General features: G+C 67.0%; 23 protein-coding genes. 13 read left to right on the top strand and 10 right to left on the bottom strand.

Annotation, left to right across the window (positions count from 1 at the left end; translation table 11 throughout):
* Nucleotides 1–15 precede the first annotated feature (15 nt).
* From AC07VS_RS19030 to AC07VS_RS19020, 3 genes are read left to right on the top strand one after another with little or no spacing between them, the layout of a single operon-like run.
* The gene (locus tag AC07VS_RS19030) at nt 16–1,737 is read left to right on the top strand and encodes an FAD-dependent oxidoreductase (RefSeq protein WP_494751717.1); all 1,722 of its coding nucleotides are present in this window, start codon (nt 16–18) and stop codon (nt 1,735–1,737) included.
* 53 nt (nt 1,738–1,790) lie between these two features.
* Nucleotides 1,791–2,417, top strand: coding sequence for an NIPSNAP family protein (locus AC07VS_RS19025; protein ID WP_494751716.1), 627 nt, complete (start codon nt 1,791–1,793; stop codon nt 2,415–2,417).
* A 10-nt stretch (nt 2,418–2,427) separates the two neighbouring features.
* Nucleotides 2,428–3,252, top strand: a complete 825-nt coding sequence (locus tag AC07VS_RS19020; protein ID WP_494751715.1) for a sugar phosphate isomerase/epimerase family protein — start codon at nt 2,428–2,430, stop codon at nt 3,250–3,252.
* On the opposite strand, the gene AC07VS_RS19015 is transcribed toward AC07VS_RS19020, so the two are convergent.
* Both AC07VS_RS19015 and AC07VS_RS19010 read right to left on the bottom strand, forming a co-directional pair.
* Nucleotides 3,241–3,522, bottom strand: a complete 282-nt coding sequence (locus AC07VS_RS19015; protein ID WP_494751714.1) for a type II toxin-antitoxin system RelE family toxin — start codon at nt 3,520–3,522, stop codon at nt 3,241–3,243. The genes AC07VS_RS19020 and AC07VS_RS19015 overlap by 12 nt on opposite strands.
* Nucleotides 3,512–3,760: a type II toxin-antitoxin system Phd/YefM family antitoxin gene (locus AC07VS_RS19010; RefSeq protein WP_494751713.1), complete on the bottom strand. Its 249-nt coding sequence runs from the start codon at nt 3,758–3,760 to the stop codon at nt 3,512–3,514. The genes AC07VS_RS19015 and AC07VS_RS19010 overlap by 11 nt, the downstream gene beginning before the upstream one ends.
* Nucleotides 3,761–3,983: 223 nt before the next feature.
* Here AC07VS_RS19010 and AC07VS_RS19005 point away from each other — a divergent pair, with 223 nt between their 5' ends.
* Nucleotides 3,984–4,739 (top strand): IclR family transcriptional regulator domain-containing protein, encoded by a 756-nt coding sequence (locus tag AC07VS_RS19005; protein WP_492348386.1) that lies wholly within the window; start codon nt 3,984–3,986, stop codon nt 4,737–4,739.
* A gap of 355 nt (nt 4,740–5,094) precedes the next feature.
* Here the strand turns inward: AC07VS_RS19005 and AC07VS_RS19000 are convergent, their stop codons facing one another.
* From AC07VS_RS19000 to AC07VS_RS18990, 3 genes are all read right to left on the bottom strand, one after another.
* The gene (locus tag AC07VS_RS19000) at nt 5,095–5,982 is read right to left on the bottom strand and encodes a sugar phosphate isomerase/epimerase family protein (protein WP_494751712.1); all 888 of its coding nucleotides are present in this window, start codon (nt 5,980–5,982) and stop codon (nt 5,095–5,097) included.
* Nucleotides 5,983–5,993: 11 nt separating this feature from the next.
* Entirely contained in the window at nt 5,994–6,878 is an 885-nt protein-coding gene (locus AC07VS_RS18995; protein ID WP_494656862.1) for a 4-hydroxyphenylpyruvate dioxygenase, read from the bottom strand.
* A 196-nt stretch (nt 6,879–7,074) separates the two neighbouring features.
* Nucleotides 7,075–7,845, bottom strand: a complete 771-nt coding sequence (locus tag AC07VS_RS18990; protein ID WP_492348389.1) for an IclR family transcriptional regulator domain-containing protein — start codon at nt 7,843–7,845, stop codon at nt 7,075–7,077.
* 229 nt (nt 7,846–8,074) lie between these two features.
* On the opposite strand from AC07VS_RS18990, the gene AC07VS_RS18985 reads away from it, so the two are divergent.
* From AC07VS_RS18985 to AC07VS_RS18975, 3 genes are all read left to right on the top strand, one after another.
* A complete protein-coding gene (locus AC07VS_RS18985) occupies nt 8,075–9,466 on the top strand; it encodes an MFS transporter (RefSeq protein ID WP_492348390.1) in 1,392 nt (463 codons plus the stop codon).
* Between the two features lie 122 nt (nt 9,467–9,588).
* Nucleotides 9,589–10,650, top strand: a complete 1,062-nt coding sequence (locus AC07VS_RS18980; RefSeq protein WP_494751711.1) for a Gfo/Idh/MocA family protein — start codon at nt 9,589–9,591, stop codon at nt 10,648–10,650.
* 52 nt (nt 10,651–10,702) lie between these two features.
* A complete protein-coding gene (locus AC07VS_RS18975) occupies nt 10,703–11,539 on the top strand; it encodes a shikimate dehydrogenase family protein (RefSeq protein ID WP_494751710.1) in 837 nt (278 codons plus the stop codon).
* Here AC07VS_RS18975 and AC07VS_RS18970 read toward each other — a convergent pair whose 3' ends face one another.
* The 5 genes from AC07VS_RS18970 to AC07VS_RS18950 form a co-directional block, all read right to left on the bottom strand.
* Nucleotides 11,540–11,701 (bottom strand): hypothetical protein, encoded by a 162-nt coding sequence (locus AC07VS_RS18970; protein ID WP_494751709.1) that lies wholly within the window; start codon nt 11,699–11,701, stop codon nt 11,540–11,542.
* 54 nt (nt 11,702–11,755) lie between these two features.
* Complete coding sequence (locus AC07VS_RS18965; RefSeq protein WP_494751708.1) at nt 11,756–12,634, bottom strand: KilA-N domain-containing protein; 879 nt, start codon at nt 12,632–12,634, stop codon at nt 11,756–11,758.
* Between the two features lie 169 nt (nt 12,635–12,803).
* Nucleotides 12,804–13,754 carry an AEC family transporter gene (locus AC07VS_RS18960; RefSeq protein WP_494751707.1) on the bottom strand — a complete coding sequence of 317 codons (951 nt, stop codon included), beginning with the start codon at nt 13,752–13,754 and terminating at the stop codon, nt 12,804–12,806.
* Nucleotides 13,755–13,823: 69 nt separating this feature from the next.
* Nucleotides 13,824–14,270, bottom strand: coding sequence for a type II 3-dehydroquinate dehydratase (gene aroQ, locus AC07VS_RS18955; RefSeq protein WP_492348395.1), 447 nt, complete (start codon nt 14,268–14,270; stop codon nt 13,824–13,826).
* Nucleotides 14,271–14,316: 46 nt separating this feature from the next.
* The gene (locus AC07VS_RS18950; RefSeq protein ID WP_494751706.1) at nt 14,317–15,366 is read right to left on the bottom strand and encodes a Gfo/Idh/MocA family protein; all 1,050 of its coding nucleotides are present in this window, start codon (nt 15,364–15,366) and stop codon (nt 14,317–14,319) included.
* Nucleotides 15,367–15,479: 113 nt separating this feature from the next.
* Between AC07VS_RS18950 and AC07VS_RS18945 the strand changes: the two genes are divergently transcribed.
* The 6 genes from AC07VS_RS18945 (at nt 15,480) to AC07VS_RS18920 (ending at nt 21,009) form a co-directional block, all read left to right on the top strand.
* Nucleotides 15,480–16,403: a LysR family transcriptional regulator gene (locus AC07VS_RS18945; protein ID WP_492348397.1), complete on the top strand. Its 924-nt coding sequence runs from the start codon at nt 15,480–15,482 to the stop codon at nt 16,401–16,403.
* An 85-nt stretch (nt 16,404–16,488) separates the two neighbouring features.
* A complete protein-coding gene (locus AC07VS_RS18940) occupies nt 16,489–16,629 on the top strand; it encodes a hypothetical protein (protein ID WP_492348398.1) in 141 nt (46 codons plus the stop codon).
* Nucleotides 16,630–16,724: 95 nt separating this feature from the next.
* Entirely contained in the window at nt 16,725–17,885 is a 1,161-nt protein-coding gene (locus AC07VS_RS18935) for an acyl-CoA dehydrogenase family protein (protein WP_494656868.1), read from the top strand.
* An 8-nt stretch (nt 17,886–17,893) separates the two neighbouring features.
* Complete coding sequence (locus AC07VS_RS18930; protein WP_494751705.1) at nt 17,894–19,504, top strand: acyl CoA:acetate/3-ketoacid CoA transferase; 1,611 nt, start codon at nt 17,894–17,896, stop codon at nt 19,502–19,504.
* Nucleotides 19,505–19,564: 60 nt separating this feature from the next.
* The gene (locus AC07VS_RS18925) at nt 19,565–20,350 is read left to right on the top strand and encodes an IclR family transcriptional regulator domain-containing protein (RefSeq protein ID WP_492348401.1); all 786 of its coding nucleotides are present in this window, start codon (nt 19,565–19,567) and stop codon (nt 20,348–20,350) included.
* Entirely contained in the window at nt 20,347–21,009 is a 663-nt protein-coding gene (locus AC07VS_RS18920) for an HAD family hydrolase (RefSeq protein WP_494751704.1), read from the top strand. Before AC07VS_RS18925 ends, AC07VS_RS18920 begins: the two co-directional genes overlap by 4 nt.
* Nucleotide 21,010 lies beyond the last annotated feature (1 nt).

The following is a 21,010-nucleotide window of genomic DNA, read 5'->3' as shown; positions in this document are numbered from 1 at the left end:
CCCCACCACGCCTGCATGAACCCCGCCAGCCCCTCTTCCAACGCCGATGTCGATTTGCTGGTGGTGGGTTCAGGGGCCGGAGGGCTGGCCACCGCCGTGGCTGCGGCGCACCTGGGCCTGAAAGTGCTGGTGCTGGAGAAAGACCCCCAGTACGGTGGCACCACCGCTTGGTCGGGCGGCTGGATGTGGATCCCGCGCAACCCGCTGGCGCGCGCCGCCGGCATCGACGAAGACCCGGCCCTGCCCGAGGCCTACCTGCGCCACGAGTTGGGCGAGCAGTTTGATGCCCCGCGCGTGAGCGCCTTCCTGAACCAGGGGCCGCGCATGGTCGAGTTCTTCCGGCGCCAGACCGCGCTGCAGTTCATCGATGGCAACGGCATACCCGACTTCCATGGCCTCAGTCCGGCGGCCGCGCTGGGCGGGCGCTCGGTTTGTGCAGCCCCTTTTGATGCCCGCCGCCTGGGCCGCCACATCGACCGCCTCAAGCCTCCGCTGGCCGAGACCACGCTCTGGGGCATGGGCATTGCCTCGGGGGCTGAGCTGCGGCATTTTCTGAATGCACTGCGCAGCCCGCGCTCGTTCTGGCATGTGACCGGGTTGGTGTTGCGCTACTGGCGCGATGGCCTGCTGCATGGGCGCAGCATGCGACTGGTCAATGGCAATGCCCTGGTGGGCGCGCTGGCGGCCTCGGCCATCGAGGCCGGCGTGACGATCCGGGTCGACACCCCGGTCAGGCGCCTGCTGATCGAGGGCGGGCGCGTGGCTGGGGTGCAGACCGCTGGCCCCGACGGCAACCAAACCCTGCGCGCCCGCTGTGGCGTGGTGCTGGCCTGTGGCGGCTTTCCACACGACGAGGCGCGCAAGCGCGAATTGCTGCCGCATGCCCCCAGCGGACGCGAGCACTGGTCGGCCGCCTCGCGTGGCAACACGGGCGATGGTTTGCGCCTGGGTGAATCGGCCGGCGCCGTGGTGGCGCGTGACCTGCGCAGTGCCGCGGCACTGGCCCCGGTGTCCCTGGTGCCACGCGCCGATGGCTCGGTGGCGCATTTTCCGCACCTCATCGAACGGGCCAAGCCCGGCCTGATCGCGGTCACGGCGGCGGGCCGGCGCTTTGTCAACGAGGCCGACTCGTACCACGACTTCATGAGTGCGCTGCTGGCCGCCACGCCAGCAGGCCAAACGGTGCAAGCCTGGCTCGTGTGTGACCACCGCTTCATCCGTCGCTACGGTCTGGGGGCGGTCAAGCCCGCGCCCATGCCGTTGGGCCCCTGGCTGCGTCGCAGCTACCTGCTGCGCGGTCACACCCTGGCCGAACTGGCCCGGGCCTGCGGCATCGATCCGGCGGGCTTGCAGGCCACGGTGCAGCACTACAACGCCGCCGCACTACAAGGGCGCGACACCGACTTTGCCAAGGGCGAGAGCCCCTATAACTGCATCCAGGGTGATGCGGCTGCCGGCACCGCCAACCCCTGCATGGCGCCGCTGCAGCGCGGCCCGTTCTACGCGGTGCGGGTGCTGCCCGGCAGCCTGGGCACGTTCGCCGGCCTGCGTGCCAACGCCCATGCCCAGGCGCTCGATGCCCAGGGCCTGCCCATTCCCGGCCTGTACGCCGCTGGCAATGACATGAACAGCCTCATGGGCGGTTGCTACCCCAGTGGCGGCATCACGCTGGGGCCGGCCATGACCTTCGGTTTCATCGCGGCCCACCATGCGGCGGGCGTGGCCCTGCCGACCTGAGGGCGCGCAGCCCGCGGGCTTTTTTCCTTGATTCACACTCCACTGGTCTGTCCATGTACTACGAACTCGCTACCCTGACTCTTCCCTTCGGCACCGCCGGCCAGGCGGCCACCCAGGTGCAGGCGTTTGCCAACGCGCCTGAAGCGCAGGGCGAACTGCTGGCCTGCTGGACCACCGACATCGGTGAACTCAACCGCATGATCGTGCTGCGCGGCTTTGCCGATCTGACCACGCTCGAAGCCGAGCGCCAGCGCACGCAAAACAGCGCCAGCCCCTTCGGCTGCGGTGATCTGTACCAGAGCCTGAGCCTGGAGAGCTTTCGCGGCTTCCCCTGGATGAAGCCAGTGCGCCCCAGCGCCGAGTCGGGCATCGTGGGGCCGGTGTATGAGATTCGCACCTATGGCATCAAGCCCGGTGGCGTGCAGCCCACCATCGACCTGTGGGCGCAGTGTGTGCCCGCGCGCGAGGCCCTGTCGCCCTGCGTGGTGGCCATGGTGGCGCTCGACGGTCCACTGCGCTTCACCAACATCTGGGCCTACCCCACGCTGGATGCCCGCAGCCAGGCCCGCGCCGATGCGGTGGCCCAGGGCATCTGGCCGCCCAAGGGGGGCCCGGCGCACCTGAGCACGCAGATGGTCTCGACCATCGCCCTGCCCACGGCGGTGTCGCCCTTGAAATGAGGTCAACACCATGCGGACCTACTCTCTGGCCTATCTGACGGCGGGCTCACTCACCCCGGCCGCCATGCTGCGGCTGGCCGCGGAGCTGGGCTATGCCCACGTGGGCCTGCGCCTGTTGCCCAACGGCCCCGGCGGGCCCTACCAGACCTGGCTGGACGATCCTCAGCAGCAGCGCGAGACGCTGGCGGCCCAACGCGACACCGGCGTGGGCGTGTTCGATCTGGAGATCATCCGCATTGGCGAGGGCTTCGATCCTCTGACTTACCGCCCCTTGCTCGAAGCGGGGGCGGCGCTGAAGGCCAAGGCCTTGCTGGTGGCTGGCGACGACACGAACGAGGCGCGGCTGGTCGAGGGCTATGCCCGCCTGTGCGAGCTGGCGGCGCCCTATGGTTTGAGTTGCGATCTGGAGTTCATGCCCTGGACCGCGGTGCCCGATGCCCGCGCCGCGCTGCGCGTGGTGCAGGCCGCCGGCACCCCCCAGGCGGCGGGCATTCTGGTCGACGCGATCCATGTGGGGCGCTCCGGCACCACGCTGGACGACCTGCGCGCCCTGCCACGCGAGCTGCTGCATTACGCCCAGATCTGCGACGCCCCTGGCGGGCCCGATCTCACGGTGCCCCAGATGATCCACACGGCCCGTTGCGAGCGCCAGCTACCCGGCGAAGGCGTGATCGACCTGGCCGGCATGTTTGCCGCCCTGCCGGCCGAGCTGCCCATCAGTGTCGAGGTGCCGCACCAGGTGCGGGTGGCGCGCCTGGGCCTGACCGCCTGGGCGCGTGCGGCTTTGGCGGCCAGCCGCGCGGTGCTGAGTGATTTGGTGGTGTCAGCGCCGTGAGGCCGCCCTGTAGACCGCGTTGTGGTCTCGTCGGCCCACGGCCACAACGAGTACCAGCAGTACCTGGTCGCGCACCTCGTAGACCAGGCGGTAGCCCGCGCTGCGCAACTTGATCTTGTAGCGATCCGGATGACCGCTGAGCTTGGCCGTCGGGACGCGGGGGGCGGCGAGCCGCTCTGCCAGTTTCGCCTTGAACTGCTCCCTTGTCGTGCTGTCGAGCCGACGCCACTCTTTCAGTGCTTCGTCCAGGAAGGCGAGCTCATAGCTCATCGAGGGTCACGGCCATGATGGCCTGGCCTTCACGGGCGTTGGCGATGGCGTTCAGCTCCAGGTCTTCCAGCTTCTCCAGCATGGCCTCATAGGTTTTTGCGGGGATGCAGTAGAACGCGGGTGCATTGCGGTTCAGGATGGCGACCGGCAGCCCGTCGCCAGCAGCGACGGTGCCCATGGGGTCTTTTTTCAGCTCGGACACGCTGGCACTCATGTCCGCCAGGATGAGATGGGGCATGGGGGGCTTTGTTATCAAACAGGTGTTCATATTAGTGCTTCTAAGAGTATCTTTAAAAGTGCTTTTTGGATCGACCGCTGTTGGGAAGAGGCATGCATCAGCTTGCCTCAACACCTCTCGGTCGCCTTTGAATGGGCGACATGCGCGCAATTTGGGCGCCAGCCGGGTGTTTTGAGGGATATCACCAAGGGCCAGGCCCGAGACGCCCGGCACAGAATCGGTGATGGAAGTTGCGCGCAAGAACATCATCGACGGCCTGGGCAAGGGGCTGCGGGTCATTGAGGCCTTTGACGACGAGCATGCCCGGCTCACGGCTTCTGAAACCGCCATCCGGGCCGACATTTCGCGCACGGCGGCGCGGCGCTACCTGTTGAGCCTGGTGCATTTCGGCTATGCCGCCACCGATGGCAAGCGCTTCTGGCTGTCACCCCGTGTGCTGATGCTGGGGCAGAGCTACCTCAGCGCGGCGCGCCTGCCCCGGCTGGTGCTGCCCTTCATCCAGCGGCTGGCGGCCGAGTGCGGCGAGAACTTCAATTTCAGTGTGCTCGACGGGCACGAGGTGGTTTACCTGGCGCGCAGCCAGAGCAACCGCATGGTGACGATCGGGTTTCCGGTCGGGGCCCGCGTGCCGGCCCACGTGGTCACGCCGGGGCCGGCCATCCTGTCGGCCTGGGAGCCGGCCGCCATGGAGGCCTGGGTGGCCGAGCACGAGTTCAGCACCTTCACCGCCAACACGCCCACCCATGCCGAGGTGTTCCGCCGCGACGTGGACGCCGCGCGCGAGCTGGGCTACTGGGTGGCCGAGCAGCAGCTCAGCTCGGGCTTGCGCGGCTTTGCCGTGCCGATCAAGACGCGGCGCGGTGAATGCGTGGGCGCGGTGGGCGCCACCATGACCATGCACCAGAGCCGCGAGGCCATGGTGGCGCGCCTGCTGCCGCGGGTCACCGACGTGGCGATGCAGTTGCAACAAGTGTTGTGACCCCCCCCTGAGTCGCCTTCGGCGCCTTCCCCCCGAGGGGGACAACACCAGCGGCCTGGCAAAGCCAGCTCCGCGGTGTCTGCTGGCTTGGCTTGCTCCGCAGCCTTTTGAACGGTGAAGCCCTTCTTGTTCGGATGCAGCGCCCAGTGCTGATGTCTGGGTAGGGTCCCAATTTGACGCCATCGCACCCCAAGGGATGACACCCGCGGCCTGGCAAAGCCAGCTCCGCGGTGTCTGCTGGCATGGCTTGCTCCGCAGCCTTCTGAACGTTAAGACCGCGGTGCTATCGGGCGTCGTGGGCCCGTACGAGCGCTTCGGATTCCTGGGTCTGATCCGACGGCGGGCGCGCCGCGCTTCAGCGCGCATCCGTGGTGGTTCGGGTCCAGTGGGGCAGGGGGGCGGCACGGTGCAGCACGTCGTCGTTGAGCCAACTGGCGCTTTGGCGGGCCTGGGCGGCCACGTGTTGGGCGGGGAGTTGGGCGTAGTCGTCGTTGCTCACGTCCAGGCTGTAGTCGCCGGTGTAGCCCAGGCGGGCCAGGCGCAGCACCAGGTTGGCCAGTTGCTCGCTGTGGGCGCCCTGGCCGGGGAACACGCGCAGGCTGCGGGCCGAGGGGTCGGGGGCGGCGGGCTCGGGCAGCGCACCGATGACATCGGACAGCTGTACCTGGAAGATGCGCTCGGGCTCCAGTTCGATCAGGTCGTCCAGCGAGTCGCTGTTGGCAAACATGTGGAAGGCGTCCAGGCACAGGCCCAGGTTGCTGCAGTTGGCATCGCTCACCACATCCCAGGCATCCAGGAAGCCACGCACGCTCTGGCCCCAGGACAGGGCTTTGTAGGCCACCTGCAGCCCCAGTGGCACGGCCAGCATGGCCAGCTTGTGCAGGTCGGCGGCGAGTCGGGCCAGGTCGGTGCTGGCCTGGGGCAGGGTACTGGCGCTGACCAGCAGCCGCGGGGCCCCCACCTGGGCGCAGGTCTGCAGCATGCCCTTGGCCACTTCGACCTTGTACTGGTGCAGCGGCCCGCTCAGGCCTTCAAAGTCGTGCAGGGTCTGCAGGCCGGCCGGGCGCAGGCCGCTGGCCCGCAGGGCGGCCACGGCCCCGGCCACGCCACCGGGGTGGCTGACCACGTCGCGGGCGTCCAGCATCACCTTGGCAAAGCCGGCCTGGCGGATGGCCGTCAGCCGGGCCTCCAGTGGGCCGGCCAGGGTGCGGCTGTCCAGGCTGTAGCTTTCAAACATCGTCATGGCGGCCTCTGTCACTCGCTTGTACGGTGCACCAGCTCGAAGGACACCGAGCCCAGTTCGCGCCGGGTCAGCGCGCCGCGGTCTTCGGGGTGCAGGCTGCTGGTTTCGATGAATTCGACCCCCCGGCTTTTCAGCAGGGTCACGGCCTGGCCCACATCGGGGGTGCCCAGGCCGATGCGTTCAAGGTTCTCGGGGGCGCGGTCGCTTTCCATCCAGGGGTCGGGTTCGATCAACTGCCACATGAACTGGCCGCAGGGGCTCTTCAGAACCTTGCCCTTGGGCAGGATGCCGTAGCGCTCGTCTTCCGGCACGGTGCTGAAGTCGAACATGGTCTCGTAATAGCGGATCCAGTCCTCGCTGCGACCCGGGTCCACGTACTGCACCAGGCCAAAGTAGTCCAGCCCGGCCAGGGCCGGCGGGTGCTGGTCCACACCCGGGATGGGCTTGAAGTCGATGTCATAGATCGAGAACTCGGTCCATCGGTCCACCAGGTAGATGCGACTGCCGCCGGGCCCGTGGATGGCGGGGATGTGCAGCTCCATCGCCTGGGCATGGCTGGGCACCGGCCAGGCCCCCAGTTCCACGCAGCGGGTGTGGGCCCGCAAGGCATCCTTGACGCGGAAGGCCACCGCCGAAATGACGGGCTTTTCGTCCAGCAGGGCGCTGACGCGGGCGTCCTCGCTGTGGGCATTGACGATCAGGTTCATGCTGCCCTGGCGGTACAGCATGACCTCACGCGAGCGGTGGCGCGCGATCGGCTTGAAGCCCATGGTCTCCAGCACATGGCCCAGGGCCTGGGGGCGTGTGGTGGCGTATTCGATGAATTCGATGCCGTTCAGCCCGAGGCGATTGGGCATGTCGGGCACGGCTTCGCGGTCGGTGCCAAGTGGGGTCATTCGGTCCTCTTCGGTTCGCAACAGCCCGTCCAGGGGCCTGATACGGCCGTTGGCAGGGCGATGAGGCGAGTATGCCGCCAATGCTGCCAAGGACTGCGACGAAAGTCGGGCCTGGCGCCCAGATCCATCGGCTGGCGCGCGAACTGCGCGATAGTCGCCCAGAATTTTCCGGGCGAGAGGCTTGTCGAGCGCCGACTCAGACCAGGCCGCGCAAGATTTCGGCAATCTCCTTGAGTCCAGGCAGCAGCTTGTGCAACGACGTGTCCGCGGGGTAGGCCTCGCGCTGGAAGGTCAGGCTCAGGGCCCCCACACTGCTGCCTTTGCGGTTGACCAGGGGCACCGACAGGCCGCAGATGCCCAGATTGATGAACTGGTCGGTGGCGGCATAACCCTGCTGGCGGGCCAGCGTCACCGAGGCTTCGAAGGTCTGCTGCGAGGTGATGGTGTTGGCCGTGAAGCGGCTGAAATCGTGTTCTTGCAGCCAATGCGCCAGCGCCGGGGGCTCCAGGCTGCTGAGCAGCACCGGTCCGGGCGACACACAGTGCGCGGGGATGCGGGCCCCGGTGTGAAAGCCGATCGACAGCACGCGCGGCGAGTTGCTGCGGGCCAGGTACACCACGTCGTGGCCGTCCAGCACGCTGAGGTTGCCGGTCTCGCCGGTCTGCATCGACAGGCGCTGCAGAAAAGGCATCACCAGTCGGGGCAGGCGGGCGGACTCGAGGTAGGTCTGCCCGATGCGCAGCACCCGCGGGCGCAGCCAGTAGTGCTTGCCGTCGGTGTCGGCGTAGCCAAAGTGGACCAGGCTCAGCAGGTAGCGGCGTGCGGCGGTTCGGGTCAGGCCGGCCAGCTCGCCTGCTTCGGTGGCGGTCAGGCGTGGGTGTTCGTCCGAGAACGATTCCAGCACGCGCAGGCCTTTTCCCAGGCCTTCGATCAGGTGCTGGCGGTCGATGGCGGGGGGCTGACTCATCAGGGTGACCTCGGGTGAAACCCCTATTGTGATTCATTGGCGCACAGCAGCGTTCGATCATCGCACGCGTTATGGGGGTAGGCACTGGCATTTCAAAGCCTCGCCACCTACATTCGCCTCCACCCCGAAGCGGCTTGCCGGCCGCCTCGATGTGTCGGGGGCGCAGTCGTGTGAGCACGCTGTGCCTCTGGACGGCATTCGACAACACAACCGACGATTGGAGACATCCATGTCTGATCAAAAAGCCGCTGCGCACGGCTTGCAACAAACCAAGAAAGCGACCGCCAGCGGCTGGATCGGCTCGGTGCTGGAGTATTACGACTTCTTCATCTACGCCACCGCCGCTTCGCTGATCTTCCCGCAGATCTTCTTCCCCTCGGGCAACCCGACCGTGGCCATCGTGGCGTCGCTGGCCACCTATGGCGTGGGCTACGTGGCGCGTCCGATCGGTGCCTTCTTTCTGGGCCATTGGGGCGACACCCATGGCCGCAAGCAGGTGCTGGTGCTGTGCATGTTCCTGATGGGCCTGTCGACCATGGCCGTGGGTCTGCTGCCCACTTACGACCAGGTCGGCCTGTGGGCCCCGGCACTGCTGGTGCTGATGCGCCTGGTGCAAGGTTTTGCCGTGGCCGGTGAGATCTCGGGCGCCAGCTCGATGATCCTGGAGCACGCCCCCATGGGGCGTCGCGGCTACTACGCCAGCTTCACCCTGCAAGGCGTGCAGGCCGGCCAGATCCTGGCGGCGGCCATCTTCCTGCCCCTGGCCTATTACCTGCCCAGCGAGCAATTCAACAGCTGGGGCTGGCGAGTGCCTTTCCTGCTGAGCTTTGTGGTGATCATCGTGGGCTACTACATCCGTCGCGAAGTCGAGGAAACCCCGGTGTTTGCCGAAGAGTCCAAGCAAGGTGTCGTGCCCCGTGCCCCGGTGGTGCAGGCCTTTGCCGAAAGCGGCCCCAACATGCTGCGCGTGGTCTGCATGGCCCTGATGAATGTGATCCCCGTGGTCACCACCGTGTTCGGTGCCGCCTACGCGGTGCAGCCAGGCTATGGCGTCGGCTTTGACAAGAGCGTGTACCTGTGGATTCCGGTGCTGGGCAACATCGTGGCGGTGCTGGTGATCCCCTTTGTCGGCAACCTGTCCGACCGCATCGGCCGTCGCCCGCCGATCATCGTGGGCGCCATCGGTGCCGGTCTGCTGTCCTTTGTGTACCTGTATGCCATCAGCACCAAGAACGTGCCCCTGGCCGTGGTGATGTCTCTGCTGATGTGGGGCGTGGTGTACCAAGGCTACAACGCCGTGTTCCCCAGCTTCTACCCCGAGCTGTTCCCAGCCCGCACCCGGGTCACGGCCATGGCCATTTCGCAGAACGTGGGCACCATGATCACGGCCCTGCTGCCGGCCCTGTTTGCTGCCGTTGCCCCGCCCGGCGCCGCCGACATCCCGACCACCGTGGGCGCCATCGCCCTGGGCATCACCGTGATCGCCTCGCTGGCGGCCTGGTCGGCCCGCGAAACCTACCGCTTGCAGACCAAGGACCTGGGCAAGCCCGACGCAAGCCCGGTGTCCACCGCGGACTACGACAAGGCCCGCGCACAGGCCCTGGCCACGGCCAAGCGCTGATGTCCGCCACACCCCCTGCCACGGCAGGGGGCGCTGGCCCCAGGGCCCGCCAAGGGCGGGCCTTTTTCATGGATCCCGGCTGCCGGCTTCTGGCCCGGCTGCCCTTTCACCGGAGCCCCGCCATGACCCATCCCCTCTCCTCTGAACCGTCAACCCTGCGCCTGGGCATCCTGGGCTGCGCCCACATTGCCCGTCAGTTTGTGCGCGACACCGCCTCCTGCGCGGCCGTGCAGGTGGTGGCGGTGGCCAGTCGCCGGCTGGAGACGGCGGTGGCCTTTGCCGGGGCACTCGGCATCGCTCGGGCCCATGGCAGCTACGAGGCCCTGCTGGCCGACGGCACGGTGGATGCCATCTACCTGCCCCTGCCCAACAGCCTGCATGCCGAATGGGCTGTTCGCGCCGCTGAGGCTGGCAAGCACGTGCTGTGCGAGAAGCCCCTGTCATTGGGCGTGGCCCAGGCGCGCCGCATGTTCGATGCAGCCGAACGGCACGGCGTGCAACTGCTGGAGGCCTACCCCTATGCCTTTCAGCCGCAGAACCAGGCCCTGTTGGGCTTGTTGAGCCAGGGGGTGCTGGGCGAGGTGCGCAGCGTGCAGGCCTGCTTTGGCTTCACTGTGGCCCAGGGCACGGGCAACATCCGCCTGCAGCCCGAGCTGGGCGGCGGCGCACTGCTGGACGCCGGCAGCTACGCCCTCAGCCTGATCCGCTCGGTGATGGGCGGTGCGCCCCAGCGCGTGCGGGCCGATGCCAGTTGGAGCGACAGCGGCGTCGACATCAGCACCAGCGCCACCCTGTACTACGCCGATGGCCGCCGCGCTCAGCTCTCTTGTGCCATGGACACGGCCAACCACCGCCGCGCCACCGTGATGGGCAGTTTGGGCACGCTTGAGACCGAATACCTCAACCACACCGCTGAGGCCCCGGGCGACAACCCCTGGGGCTACCTGCCCAGCCAGTTGCGCCTGCGCCGCGGCGTGGCCAACAGCCTGCCGTTTGAAGAGATTTCTTGTCCCACAGGCAGCGGCTTTCGCTTTGCCGCCGAAACCTTTGCCCAGGCGCTGGCCCATGGCGACCGGGCGCTGTTCGAGCGTGCGCGGCAAAGCAGCCTGGACAACATGGCCACGCTCGAAGCGCTGGCCCTGAGTGCGCGCGAAGAACGCACCGTGGCACTTGAAGGCCTCTGAGCCTAGCCCTGATCCCGATCCCCTTCGAACCCTTTTGCCCCCTGGAACTGACATGCCCATCAGCGGAAAAACCCGACTCATTGCCCACATCGGCTACCCCACCGAGAGCTTCAAGGCCCCCATGATCTACAACCCCTGGTTCGAGCAGCAAGGCATCGACGCGGTGGTGGTGCCCATGGGCGTGAGGGCTGACGACTACCGTGCCACGCTGCAGGTGCTGCGGCGCTTCACCAATCTGCACGGGGCCCTGATCACCATGCCGCACAAGGTCGTCACGTTGGACCTGGTGGATGAGGCCACCCCCACGGCCCGCATCGCGGGCGCCTGCAACGCCATTCTGTTGCGGCCCGATGGCAGCCTGCTGGGCGACCAGTTCGACGGCGCCGGCTTTGTGCGCGGCGTGGAACGCAAGGGCTTTGCCCTGGCCGGCCGGCGCGTGCTGGTGTCCGGCTGCGGCGGCGTCGGCTCGGCCATTGCCGCCTCGCTGGCAGCGGCTGGCGTGGCGGAGATGGCTTTGTTCGATTTCAACACCGCCGCTTGCGAGGCCCTGGCCGGCCGCCTGCGAGCCCACTACCCCGCGCTCAAGGTGAGCATGGGCTCGAACGACCCGGCCGGTTTCGAACTGATCGTCAATGCCACGCCCCTGGGCATGAAGGAAGGCGACCCGCTGCCCTTTGATGTGGACCGCATCGCCCCCGGCACCTTTGTGGGCGAAGTGGTCATGAAGCAGGCCTACACCCCGCTGCTGCAAGCCGCGCTGGCCAAGGGCTGCCCGGTGCAACTGGGCACCGACATGCTGTTCGAGATGATCCCGGCCTACCTGGAGTTCTTCGGCTTCGGCAGCGCCACCCCGGAGCAACTGCGCGCCGTGGCGCAGATCCAGTACTGATCAGGCCGGGGGCGGCCCCTGCAGGGCCCGCAAATCGGCCAGTCCCAGCAGCGAACGCATCTGGGTGATGGCGATGGCGTTCAGCTGGGCCAGGCGCTGCTCCGAACCCAGGCCCTGATGTATGAACACCGCGTTGATGCTCTCCAGGTTGGAGAGCACCACCAACTGCTCCAGGGTGGCGGTGTCCCGCAGGTTGTCGCCGGCTTTAGAGCCTGTTCACGATCTCGCACGGGCCGCGTTGGAGCGCAATCGGGATGAGTGGGTGGCCCGGATGCGCTGCATGGGCTGGTGCCCATGCAAGCAGTCGGGGCGCCCAATCGCCCGATTTCGCTCCAACCCTTCGGGCAGTGGCCTTTTCGGGCGGTCTGCGGCGTTGCGGCGCTTGTCGATAGGCGGGCTATCGACGGCGCACCGCGCCTTGCATCCCATCCCGAAAAGACCGCTGCGCGACCCGAGGGAGATCGTGAACAGACTCTTAGGCTGGCCCTGACGCCACTGGGCTGCCGTGAGGCCAAACAGGGCCATGTTGAGCAGGTCGGCTTCGCTGGCGTAGAGGGTGCGTGCCTGCTCCGGCGTGATGCGCGGTGGCATCAGGTGGGCCTGGATGGCATCGGTGTGGATCTTGTAGTTGACCTTGGCCAGCGTCCGCTGCACGTTCCAGGCCTGTGATTGGCTGCGGGCTTCCTCGTCTTTGAGGCGTTGGAATTCCTTGATGAGGTAGAGCTTGAATTCAGGGCTGATCCACATTCCGAATTCAAATGCCAGATCTTTGTGGGCGTAGGTGCCGCCGTAGCGACCCACTTTGGCTTCCAGACCGATGGCCCCGGTCTTGCTCGTCCACTCCTTGACGCTGAGCTTGTAGCTGTTCAGCCCCGCTTGACTTTTAATTGTGGCGAATTCGCCTTCATTGAAGTGAGGGTTATGGATCGACTCCCAGATGCCCAGGAATTCGATGGTGTTTCGATTGCGCAACCAGTCAGCAATGAAAAAATCGCCATGTTTGGCTTTCAGCATGTCGGTGAGCGAGATGTAGTCTTGCCCAGCCTTCGAGATGAGGGTGACCGTGTGCCCCTTTACTGCCAATTGTTTAACCATGGTGATAGCGCTCCGTTGACCAAGGGGTTGGAGTGAGCATGGGCAACGGTTTGAAGCACCATGCGGCCTTCCATTTTCAACAGTGCACGAGGGGGCGTTGCTTGCAGTTCAAGCTGCTGAATTGTCAGTTCATCGGTTCGTTTCCTTGCTCCACGGGGGCGATCTTGGCTCACACCGTGTGCAACGCCATCAACAAGCCGCTGACCGTGAAGAACGAGACCACGGTACCAGCCAGCAGGGATGCGGCGGCGGTGTCTTCTTCGCCGTAGGCTTGGGCCAGGATGGTGTAGATGCCCATCATGGGCATGGCGGCGCTGAGCACGGCGGCCAGTTTGAGCTGGGGCGCCAGTGGCGACAGCCCGATCAGAGGCAGGGCCGATGCTGCGGCCAGCACGGCCAGGGGGTGCAGTAGCAGCTTGCCCGCCACGATGGGGGCCACCCGGCGCAGCAGGCGACCAAACGACAGCCCGGTCAGGGTGCCGCCGATCACGAACAGCGACAAGGCGCTGCTGGCCTGGGCAAACAGGCCCACGCTGCGTTCCAGGGCAGTCGGCAGGTGCAGGCCTGACAGCGAGACCGCAAAGCCCAGCAGCAGGCCGATCACCATCGGGTTGGTGATCAGGCGCCGGCTGGTGTCCACCAGCATGTGCCGCCAGCCCGTGGCGTGGCCGCGCGCGCGCTCGGCCATGGCCAGCAGCAGCGGGATCATCAAGGCGTTCTCCACCACCATGTTCAGGGCCAGGGCCACACCGGCCACGGGCGCCAGCGTCAGCACCAGGATCGGAAAGCCCACAAAGCCACTGTTCGAGCACGACATGCCCATGGCGTAGCAGGTGCTTTGCAAGGCGGAGTGTCGACCCAGCCGGCGCCAGGCGGCATAGCCCAGCCCCATCGTCGCCAATGAGCCCACCAGGTAGGCCACCAGGTAGCCGGTGTTCAGGATCTCGCCGATCGGGCGCTTGGCCAGCGCATTGAACAGCATGGCCGGCAAGGCCAGGTTGACCACGAACTTGCCGAACAGGCGCATGTCGGGCTTGCTGAACAGGCCGGCGCGCGTGGTCAGAAAGCCCAGGGCGATGGCGATGTAGATGGGGCCGGTGATGGCCAGGATGTCGAGCATGTGGGAGGCTGAAAACGGCTCAGCGCCCGCGGGCTTCGGCCGGCGGGCGCTGAGAAAAAATCAATGGGATCAGGTTTGGGCTTGTTGTACGGCTGACACGGCGGCGCGCAAGGCCAGCAGGTAGCTGTCCACGCCAAAGCCGCAGATCTGGCCCTTCACGATTTCGGCGAACACCGAGACATGGCGGAAGGCCTCGCGCGCATGGATATTGGACATGTGCAGCTCGACCACCGGCACGGTCAGGATGGCCAGTGCGTCGCGGATGCCGTAGCTGTAGTGGGTCCAGGCACCGGCGTTGATCAGCACGGCGTCCATGCCTTCCTCGTAGGCCTGGTGGATGCGCTCGCACATCGCGCCTTCGTGGTTGGTTTGAAAGCTGACCACTTCGGCGCCAAGCTCGCGGCCCAGGTCTTGCAGTTGGCCATCGATCTGTTCGAGCGTGATGGTGCCGTACTGCTTGGGGTCGCGCTTGCCGAACATGTTGTGGTTGATGCCGTGCAGCATGAGGATCTTCATCGCTTGTCTTTCTGTGTTGCTTGAATCGGGTGGTGATCAGGGGGCTTCAAAGGAGTTCGACCGTCTCGCCACTGGCCGCCGCGCGGGCGATGGCTTCGGTCACGCGCAGGTTGGCCAGGCCGTCGCGTGCGCTCACCAGCGGGGGCGCTTCGCCACGCACCACGGCCCCGAAATGCGCCATCTGCTGCATGATCGGATCGTCGCGCACCAGACCCACCACGCCCACCTCGAAAGGCTTCCACCAGGAGGACTCGCCGCTGCGGGGGTAGGTTTTGAGCCGCATCGTCGGAACCGACAGGCTGCCCTGGGTGCCGGTGATGACGTAACAGTCCTCGTCATCGTAACTTGGATAGGCCTTGTTTTCCTGCGAGGTCTGCTCCCAGCTGCGCGCACAGGCCGCCGTGTCGGACAGCATGAAGCTGCCCAGCACGCCATTGGCAAAGCGCAGGTTGATGCTCACGGTGTCTTCGACGGCGTGGCCGCGCACCGCGTTCGATGCCAGGGCCTGCACCGCCATCACCTCGCCACACAGCAGGCGCAGATTGTGCACCTCGTGGATCAGGTTGAGCAGGATCGGGCCGCCGCCGGGCTCGCGTCGCCAGGGCCCTTCGTCAAAGTAGCGCGCCGGCTTGAAAAAAGTGGCGCTGCCCATCACCGCCACCAGGCGGCCCAGGGTGCCGGCCTGCACCACCTCGCGGGCCTTGGCCATGATGGGGCTGTGGGCCCGGTGGTGGCCGATCAACACCCGCCCCGCCGTGGCGTCCACACGCTCGACCAGGGTCAGGGCTTCGGCCACGGTGGGCGCGACCGGCTTTTCCAGCAGCACCGGCAGACCCGCCTCCAGGCATTGCAGGGCCTGCGGCACGTGCAAGGTGTTGGGGGTGGCCAGCACGATGCCGTCGGGGCGGTCGTGGCGCAGCAGTTCGTCCAGGCCGGGGTAGCAGGGCACGCCTGCCGCCGTGGCCAGGGCCTGCGCGGCAGGGGAGGGGTCGACCACGGCGCTCAGGCGCGCGCCCGGGGTCTGTTGCAGGGCGGCCATGTGGGCCTGGCCGATGGTGCCAGCGCCGGCCACGGCGATGCGAAGGGGGTGGGTCATGCGTGTCTCGAATTCTGGAAGGGTCTTGTTGCGCCGGCCCTGCCACGATAAAACCGCTTGATCCATTCACAATGTGCTTGAAATTCCATTCACAATTTCCTGATGGTGAATAAATGAATCAAGCCTGGGACCTGGTGGACCTGCAGGTGTTCTGCCTCGTGGCCCGGCGCGGCAGCTTTGTGGGGGCCGCGACCGAGCTGGGCATTTCGCCGGCCTATGTGACCAAGCGCATCGCGGGCCTGGAGCGGGCCCTGGGGGTGACGCTCTTTCACCGCACCACGAGGCGGGTCTTGATCAGCGAAGCGGGCGAAGCCGCCTATGCCTGGGCCAGGCGGGTGCTGGAGGCCGCCAACGAGTGGCATGCCCAGGGGCCTGCGAGCGGCGATGCGCTGACCGGCACGCTGCGCATTGCCACCAGCCTGCGGCTGGGGCGCAATCACCTGTCGCCCATCCTGGCCAGGCTGTCCGACCAGCACCCCGCGCTGGAGGTGTGGCTGGAGCTGGTGGACCGCCGCATCGACCTGCTGGAGGAGGGCTTTGACATCGACATCCGCATGGGTGAGGTGACCGAACCGCACCTGATCGCCCACCCCATCCTGCCCAGCGTGCGCGTGCTGTGCGCGGCGCCCACCTACCTGGCCCGGCGCGGGGCCCCGCGTCAACTGGCCGATTTGGTGCAGCACGATTGCCTGCTGTTCCGCGAGCGGCACCAGAGCTTTGGCGTGTGGCGGCTGGAGGGGCCGCGCGGGCCCGAAACCGTCAAGGTCACCGGCACCCTGGGCTCCAACCACAGCGATGTGGTCAACCACCTGGCCCTGGCCGGCAAGGGCATCGTGCTGCTGTCGAGCTGGGATGTGGACGAGCCTTTGCGCAACGGCAGCCTGGTGCGTGTGTTGCCGGAGTATCGCCAGAACGCCGACGTGTGGGCTGTCACGGCCGCCCGGGCCCAGCAGTCGCCCAAGCTGCGCCATGGCCTCTCGTTTCTGGTGGATGAACTGCGCTCAGGGCCGAACGCCCTGCACACCTTCACCCACTGATCCGATGACCTGAAGGGGTTGATATTGGAATGATCTTCAAAAATGGAATAAGATTCCAGAACTTGAATTCATGCCACGATCACCCATGTCTGCGCCCACGATGTTCCCCATGCCCTGCCGGCTGATGGCCGGGCTGGCGTCGGCCTGCGCCACCTCGGTGTCGTGCGGCGAGGCGCTGTCGCGCCTGCCTTTCTTTTTCGGAGCCCGTTGGTACAGCAGCGCCTGAGTTGGCGCTGTCTTGTGCTCGCCATCCAGGCCCTGCCACGTCGTCGCTGTGTCGTCGCGTGGGGGCTTGCCGTTTCCCGAATCTGAAAGAACCCCATGGACTTCGCCCTCAATGACGAACAGAAAATGATGATCGACACCGTGCGTCGATTCATCGCCGAAGAACTGCAGCCCCTCGAAGACGAGATCGAGCAGCAGGGCTTTCTGGCCCCCGACAAGGCCCGTGCCGTGCACGAAAAAGCCAAGGCCCTGGGCCTGTACGGCCTCAACATCCCGGCCGAGCATGGCGGCGGCGGCTTGGGCGTGGTGGACCGCATCCTGTGCGAGGAGCAGTTCGGCCACACCAGCGACATCCTGATCCGCCGTGCCTTCGGCAACATCTACGAGCCGCTGCTCAAATGCCAAGGCGAGCAGGTGGAGCGTTGGCTGCGCCCCACGGTGCGCGGTGAGCGCACCTGCGCCATTGCCATCACCGAGCCCGGCGCCGGCTCGGACGCCCAGGGCATCCGCACCCATGCCCGCCGCACCGACAGCGGCTGGGTGCTCAATGGCAGCAAGCACTTCATCAGCGATGGCGAGTGGAGCGACTTCTTCCTCGTCTCGGCCAAGACGGGCGAGCGCGAAATCTCGATGTTCATGGTGGACAAGGGCCTGCCCGGCTTCACCGTGGGCAAGGACCAGAAGATGATGGGCCTGCGCGGCACGCCTCACGTCGAGCTGTTCTTCGACAATGTGCCGCTCGAACCCGTGGCCTTGCTCGGTGAGCAGGGCCAGGGCTTCAAACTGGCCATGGGGGCGCTCAACGTGGTTCGCCTGGCCCAGGTCGGTGCCCGTGCCGTGGGCAAGGCCAGCCATGTGCTCGAAAAAGTGGTCGACTACGCCACGCAGCGCCAGCAGTTCGGCCAGCCCATCGGCGACTTCCAGATGGTCCAGCAGATGCTGGCCGACAGCGTGATCGAGATCAACGCCGCGCGCTGGATGGTGTTGCACGCGGCGTGGCAACTCGACCAGGGCCAGGATGCCCGCGAAAGCATCGCCCAGGTCAAGGTGCATGCCGCCGAAACCCTGGGCCGCGTGGTCGACCGCGCCGTTCAGGTGTTTGGCGGCATGGGCTTCTGCAAGGAGCTGCCGATCGAGCGCTACTACCGCGACGCCCGCATCTACCGCATCTTCGACGGCACCAGCGAGATCCACCGCACGGTGATTGCGCGCAGCGTGCTCAAGAAGGGCGCCACCCTGTTCGACCTGCACCGTTGAGGCCCGACATGAGCGAACACAAGCCATCCAAGTTCATGAGCCCGGCCCAGGCCGCGGCGCTGATCCGTGACGGTGACACCGTGGGCCTCATGGGCGGCGGTGGTGGCCTGATGGAGGCCACCTGCCTGTTCGAGGCGGTGCAGGCCCGCTTCCTGGCCAGTGGCGCACCGCGCGACCTCAGCGTGGTGCATGCCCTGGGCATTGGCGACAAGAAGAGCAAGGGCATGAACTGCTTTGCCCACGAGGGCCTGGTGCGCCGCGTCATCGGCGGCCATTGGGTCTGGTCGCCGGCCATGCAGCAACTGGCGCTGGACAACAAGATCGAGGCCTACATCCTGCCCGGTGGGGTGTCCAGCCAGTTGATGCGCGAGATCGGTGCCGGCCGCCCGGGCCTGCTGACCCATGTGGGGCTGGGCACGGTGTGCGACCCGCGCCAGGGCGGCGGCCGCATGAACGAGCGCGCATGCGACGACCTGGCCGAGGTGCTGCAACTCGATGGCCGCGAGTTCCTGCGCTACAAGCCCTTTCCCATCCACATCGCGCTGGTGCGGGCCAGTGCGGCCGACGAGGACGGCAACATCAGCTTCGAGCATGAGGCCGCCAACCTCGATGCCCAGTCGCTGGCGCTGGCTGCGCGCAACAGCGGCGGCCAGGTGATCGTTCAGGTCAGGGAGCGGCTGCCGCGCGGCGCCCTCAAGGCGCGCGAGGTGCGCATCCCGGCCGCCTGGGTGGACGCCATCGTGGTCGACCCCGGGCAGCGCGCCAGCTACGACATCCCTTTCGATCCGGCCCTGAGCGGCGAATTGACGGGCGAAGCCCGCCATGCCAGCGAACAGGCCGACCGGGAGGCCGAGCGACTGGCCGCCACCCAGGCCTTTGGCGAGCGTCAGGCCGTGGCCCGGCGGGCGGCCGAAGAGCTGTTCAACACCGGCAAGCCGTGCCCGGTGGTCAATTTCGGGGTGGGCGTGCCCGATGCCGTGGCCAAGCTGATCGCAGCGCGGGGCGAGCAGCACCGCCTGTACCAGACCATCGAGCACGGCACCTATGGCGGCACGCTGCTCGATGGCGTGCTGTTCGGCTACGCCCGCAATGCCAGCGCCATGCTCGATGCTGCCACGCAGTTCGACTTCTATGCCGGGGGCGGGCTGGACATCGCCTTCCTGGGTCTGGGCGAGCTCGATGCCCAGGGCAATGTCAATGTGTCGCGCCTGGGGGGCCTGACCGTGGGGCCTGGTGGCTTCATCGACATCGCCCAGAACGCCCGCAAGGTGGTGTTTTGCGGCACCTTGGCCGCCAAGGGCGTGAAGCTGCAGACCGGCGACGGCCAGATGCGTGTGCTGCAGCAGGGCCAGGTGCGCAAGCTGGTGCGCCAGGTCGACCAGATCACCTTCAGCGGGCCGCAAAGCCTGGTGCGGGGCCAGCAGGTGCTTTACCTCACCGAGCGCGCCAGCTTCAGGCTCACGCCCCAAGGGCTGGAGCTGTTCGAGTTGGCGCCGGGCATCGACCTGCAGCGCGACGTGATCGATCAGATGGACTTCCGCCCCTTGATCGCCAGCGACCTGCGCACGATGGCGCAGGCCCATTTCCATGAGCCTAATGGGGTTGCGCTTGAGGCATGATGCAGCCCATGGCGGCACTCCAGTGGGTGCCGCCCCGTCAAACCTGAATGCCGTACCGCCATGTCCACTGCGCCCGCCGCTTCCAAAGACAACGCTGATTCCAGCGACATCATCGACAGCCTGGGCCGGGGCTTGCGCGTCATCGAAGCCTTCGACGACGCGCATCCGCGCCTGAGTTCGTCCGAGGTGGCCGCGCGCTCGGGCATCACCCGCACCGCCGCGCGCCGCTACCTGCTCAGCCTGGTGCACTTCGGTTATGCCGACACCGACGGCAAGCGCTTCTGGCTGATGCCGCGCATCCTGCGCCTGGGCCAGAGCTACCTCGATTCGGCGCGCCTGCCGCGCCTGGTGCAACCCTTCTTGCAGCGCCTGTCGGCCGACTGCGGCGAAACCTTCAACTTCAGCGTGCTCGACGGCCACGAGGTGGTGTACGTGGCGCGCAGCGCCAGCAACCGCATGGAATCCATCGGCTTTGCGGTCAGTGCACGGGTGCCGGCCCACCTGGTGACGCCGGGCATTGCGATGCTCTCCACCTTCCCGGTGCCGGCCCTGGAGGCCTGGGCCGAGGTGCACGAGTTCAACGCCTTCACCCAGAACAGCGCGGCCAATGCGCCGCAGTTTCTGCAGACCGTGGCCGCCGCCCGCCACCAGGGCTACTGGACCAGCGAAGGGCTGCTCACCCTGGGCTTGCGCGGCATTGCCCTGCCGGTGAAAGACCGCAAGGGCGAATGCCGGGGTGCCATCGGTTCGACCATGCCGGCCCAGCCCTATACCCACGACGAGATGGTGCAGCGCTTTCTGCCGCGCCTGACCGAGGTGGCCAACGTGCTGCGGGATCTGGTGTGAGCGCCCTCGTGCTGCAGGGCATCGACGCGTTGATCTTTGACTGCGACGGCACCCTGGTCGACAGCGAGGAGCCGGGCCTCGAAGTGCTGCATGCGCTGGCGCTTGAAGCGGGCCTCGACCTGACCCTGGCGCAGGCGCGGCTGCGTTTTCGTGGTGTGCGCATGACCGAGTGCGTGGCCTGGATCGCGGCCCAGCGCCCAGGCCGACCTGCCGGATTCGAGGCCGATTTCATCGCCCGGGTGCGGCGCCAGACCGACATCCGCTTTCACCAGGGCCTGCAGGCCATGCCGGGTGCGCAGACGTTGCTGAGCACCCTGTGCGCACAGGGCCTGCCGATCGCCGTGGCCACCAACGGACCGCGTGAGAAGGTCGAACTGTCCCTGGGCCTGACCGGTCTGCGCGAGCCCTTTGGCCTCCATGTCTACTGCGCCTACGAGGTGGGCAGCTTCAAACCCGAGCCGGGCCTGTTCCTGCATGCGGCGCAGGCCCTGGGCGTCGCGCCGCAACGCTGCGCCGTGGTTGAAGACAGTCTGCCCGGCCTGCAAGCCGCCCTGGCCGCCGGCATGCGGGCCTGCTCGCTGCACCCCCGCGCCGGCCTGCCCGACACCCTGGTGCAGCAGGTGCACTTCATCGAGCGCCTTGGCGACCTGCTGGCCTGAG

Source organism: Curvibacter sp. GW821-FHT01G03 (assembly GCF_059422285.1).
The sequence above is the reverse complement of the archived record's forward strand: the minus strand, read 5'-3'. Positions and strand labels throughout refer to the sequence as shown.

Excerpts from the sequence above, each read along its gene's own strand:
- AC07VS_RS19025 (WP_494751716.1), top strand. The coding sequence starts at position 1,791 with ATGTACTACGAACTCGCTACCCTGACTCTTCCCTTCGGCACCGCCGGC.
- AC07VS_RS18930 (WP_494751705.1), top strand. The coding sequence starts at position 17,894 with ATGAGCGAACACAAGCCATCCAAGTTCATGAGCCCGGCCCAGGCCGCG.
- AC07VS_RS19030 (WP_494751717.1), top strand. The coding sequence starts at position 16 with ATGAACCCCGCCAGCCCCTCTTCCAACGCCGATGTCGATTTGCTGGTG.
- AC07VS_RS18980 (WP_494751711.1), top strand. The coding sequence starts at position 9,589 with ATGACCCATCCCCTCTCCTCTGAACCGTCAACCCTGCGCCTGGGCATC.
- AC07VS_RS18985 (WP_492348390.1), top strand. The coding sequence starts at position 8,075 with ATGTCTGATCAAAAAGCCGCTGCGCACGGCTTGCAACAAACCAAGAAA.
- AC07VS_RS19000 (WP_494751712.1), bottom strand. The coding sequence starts at position 5,982 with ATGACGATGTTTGAAAGCTACAGCCTGGACAGCCGCACCCTGGCCGGC.
- AC07VS_RS18965 (WP_494751708.1), bottom strand. The coding sequence starts at position 12,634 with ATGGTTAAACAATTGGCAGTAAAGGGGCACACGGTCACCCTCATCTCG.
- AC07VS_RS18975 (WP_494751710.1), top strand. The coding sequence starts at position 10,703 with ATGCCCATCAGCGGAAAAACCCGACTCATTGCCCACATCGGCTACCCC.
- AC07VS_RS18925 (WP_492348401.1), top strand. The coding sequence starts at position 19,565 with ATGTCCACTGCGCCCGCCGCTTCCAAAGACAACGCTGATTCCAGCGAC.
- AC07VS_RS19005 (WP_492348386.1), top strand. The coding sequence starts at position 3,984 with ATGGAAGTTGCGCGCAAGAACATCATCGACGGCCTGGGCAAGGGGCTG.
- AC07VS_RS18950 (WP_494751706.1), bottom strand. The coding sequence starts at position 15,366 with ATGACCCACCCCCTTCGCATCGCCGTGGCCGGCGCTGGCACCATCGGC.
- AC07VS_RS18945 (WP_492348397.1), top strand. The coding sequence starts at position 15,480 with ATGAATCAAGCCTGGGACCTGGTGGACCTGCAGGTGTTCTGCCTCGTG.
- AC07VS_RS19010 (WP_494751713.1), bottom strand. The coding sequence starts at position 3,760 with ATGCCCCATCTCATCCTGGCGGACATGAGTGCCAGCGTGTCCGAGCTG.
- AC07VS_RS19020 (WP_494751715.1), top strand. The coding sequence starts at position 2,428 with ATGCGGACCTACTCTCTGGCCTATCTGACGGCGGGCTCACTCACCCCG.
- AC07VS_RS18940 (WP_492348398.1), top strand. The coding sequence starts at position 16,489 with ATGTCTGCGCCCACGATGTTCCCCATGCCCTGCCGGCTGATGGCCGGG.
- AC07VS_RS18990 (WP_492348389.1), bottom strand. The coding sequence starts at position 7,845 with ATGAGTCAGCCCCCCGCCATCGACCGCCAGCACCTGATCGAAGGCCTG.
- aroQ (WP_492348395.1), bottom strand. The coding sequence starts at position 14,270 with ATGAAGATCCTCATGCTGCACGGCATCAACCACAACATGTTCGGCAAG.
- AC07VS_RS18935 (WP_494656868.1), top strand. The coding sequence starts at position 16,725 with ATGGACTTCGCCCTCAATGACGAACAGAAAATGATGATCGACACCGTG.
- AC07VS_RS19015 (WP_494751714.1), bottom strand. The coding sequence starts at position 3,522 with ATGAGCTATGAGCTCGCCTTCCTGGACGAAGCACTGAAAGAGTGGCGT.
- AC07VS_RS18995 (WP_494656862.1), bottom strand. The coding sequence starts at position 6,878 with ATGACCCCACTTGGCACCGACCGCGAAGCCGTGCCCGACATGCCCAAT.
- AC07VS_RS18960 (WP_494751707.1), bottom strand. The coding sequence starts at position 13,754 with ATGCTCGACATCCTGGCCATCACCGGCCCCATCTACATCGCCATCGCC.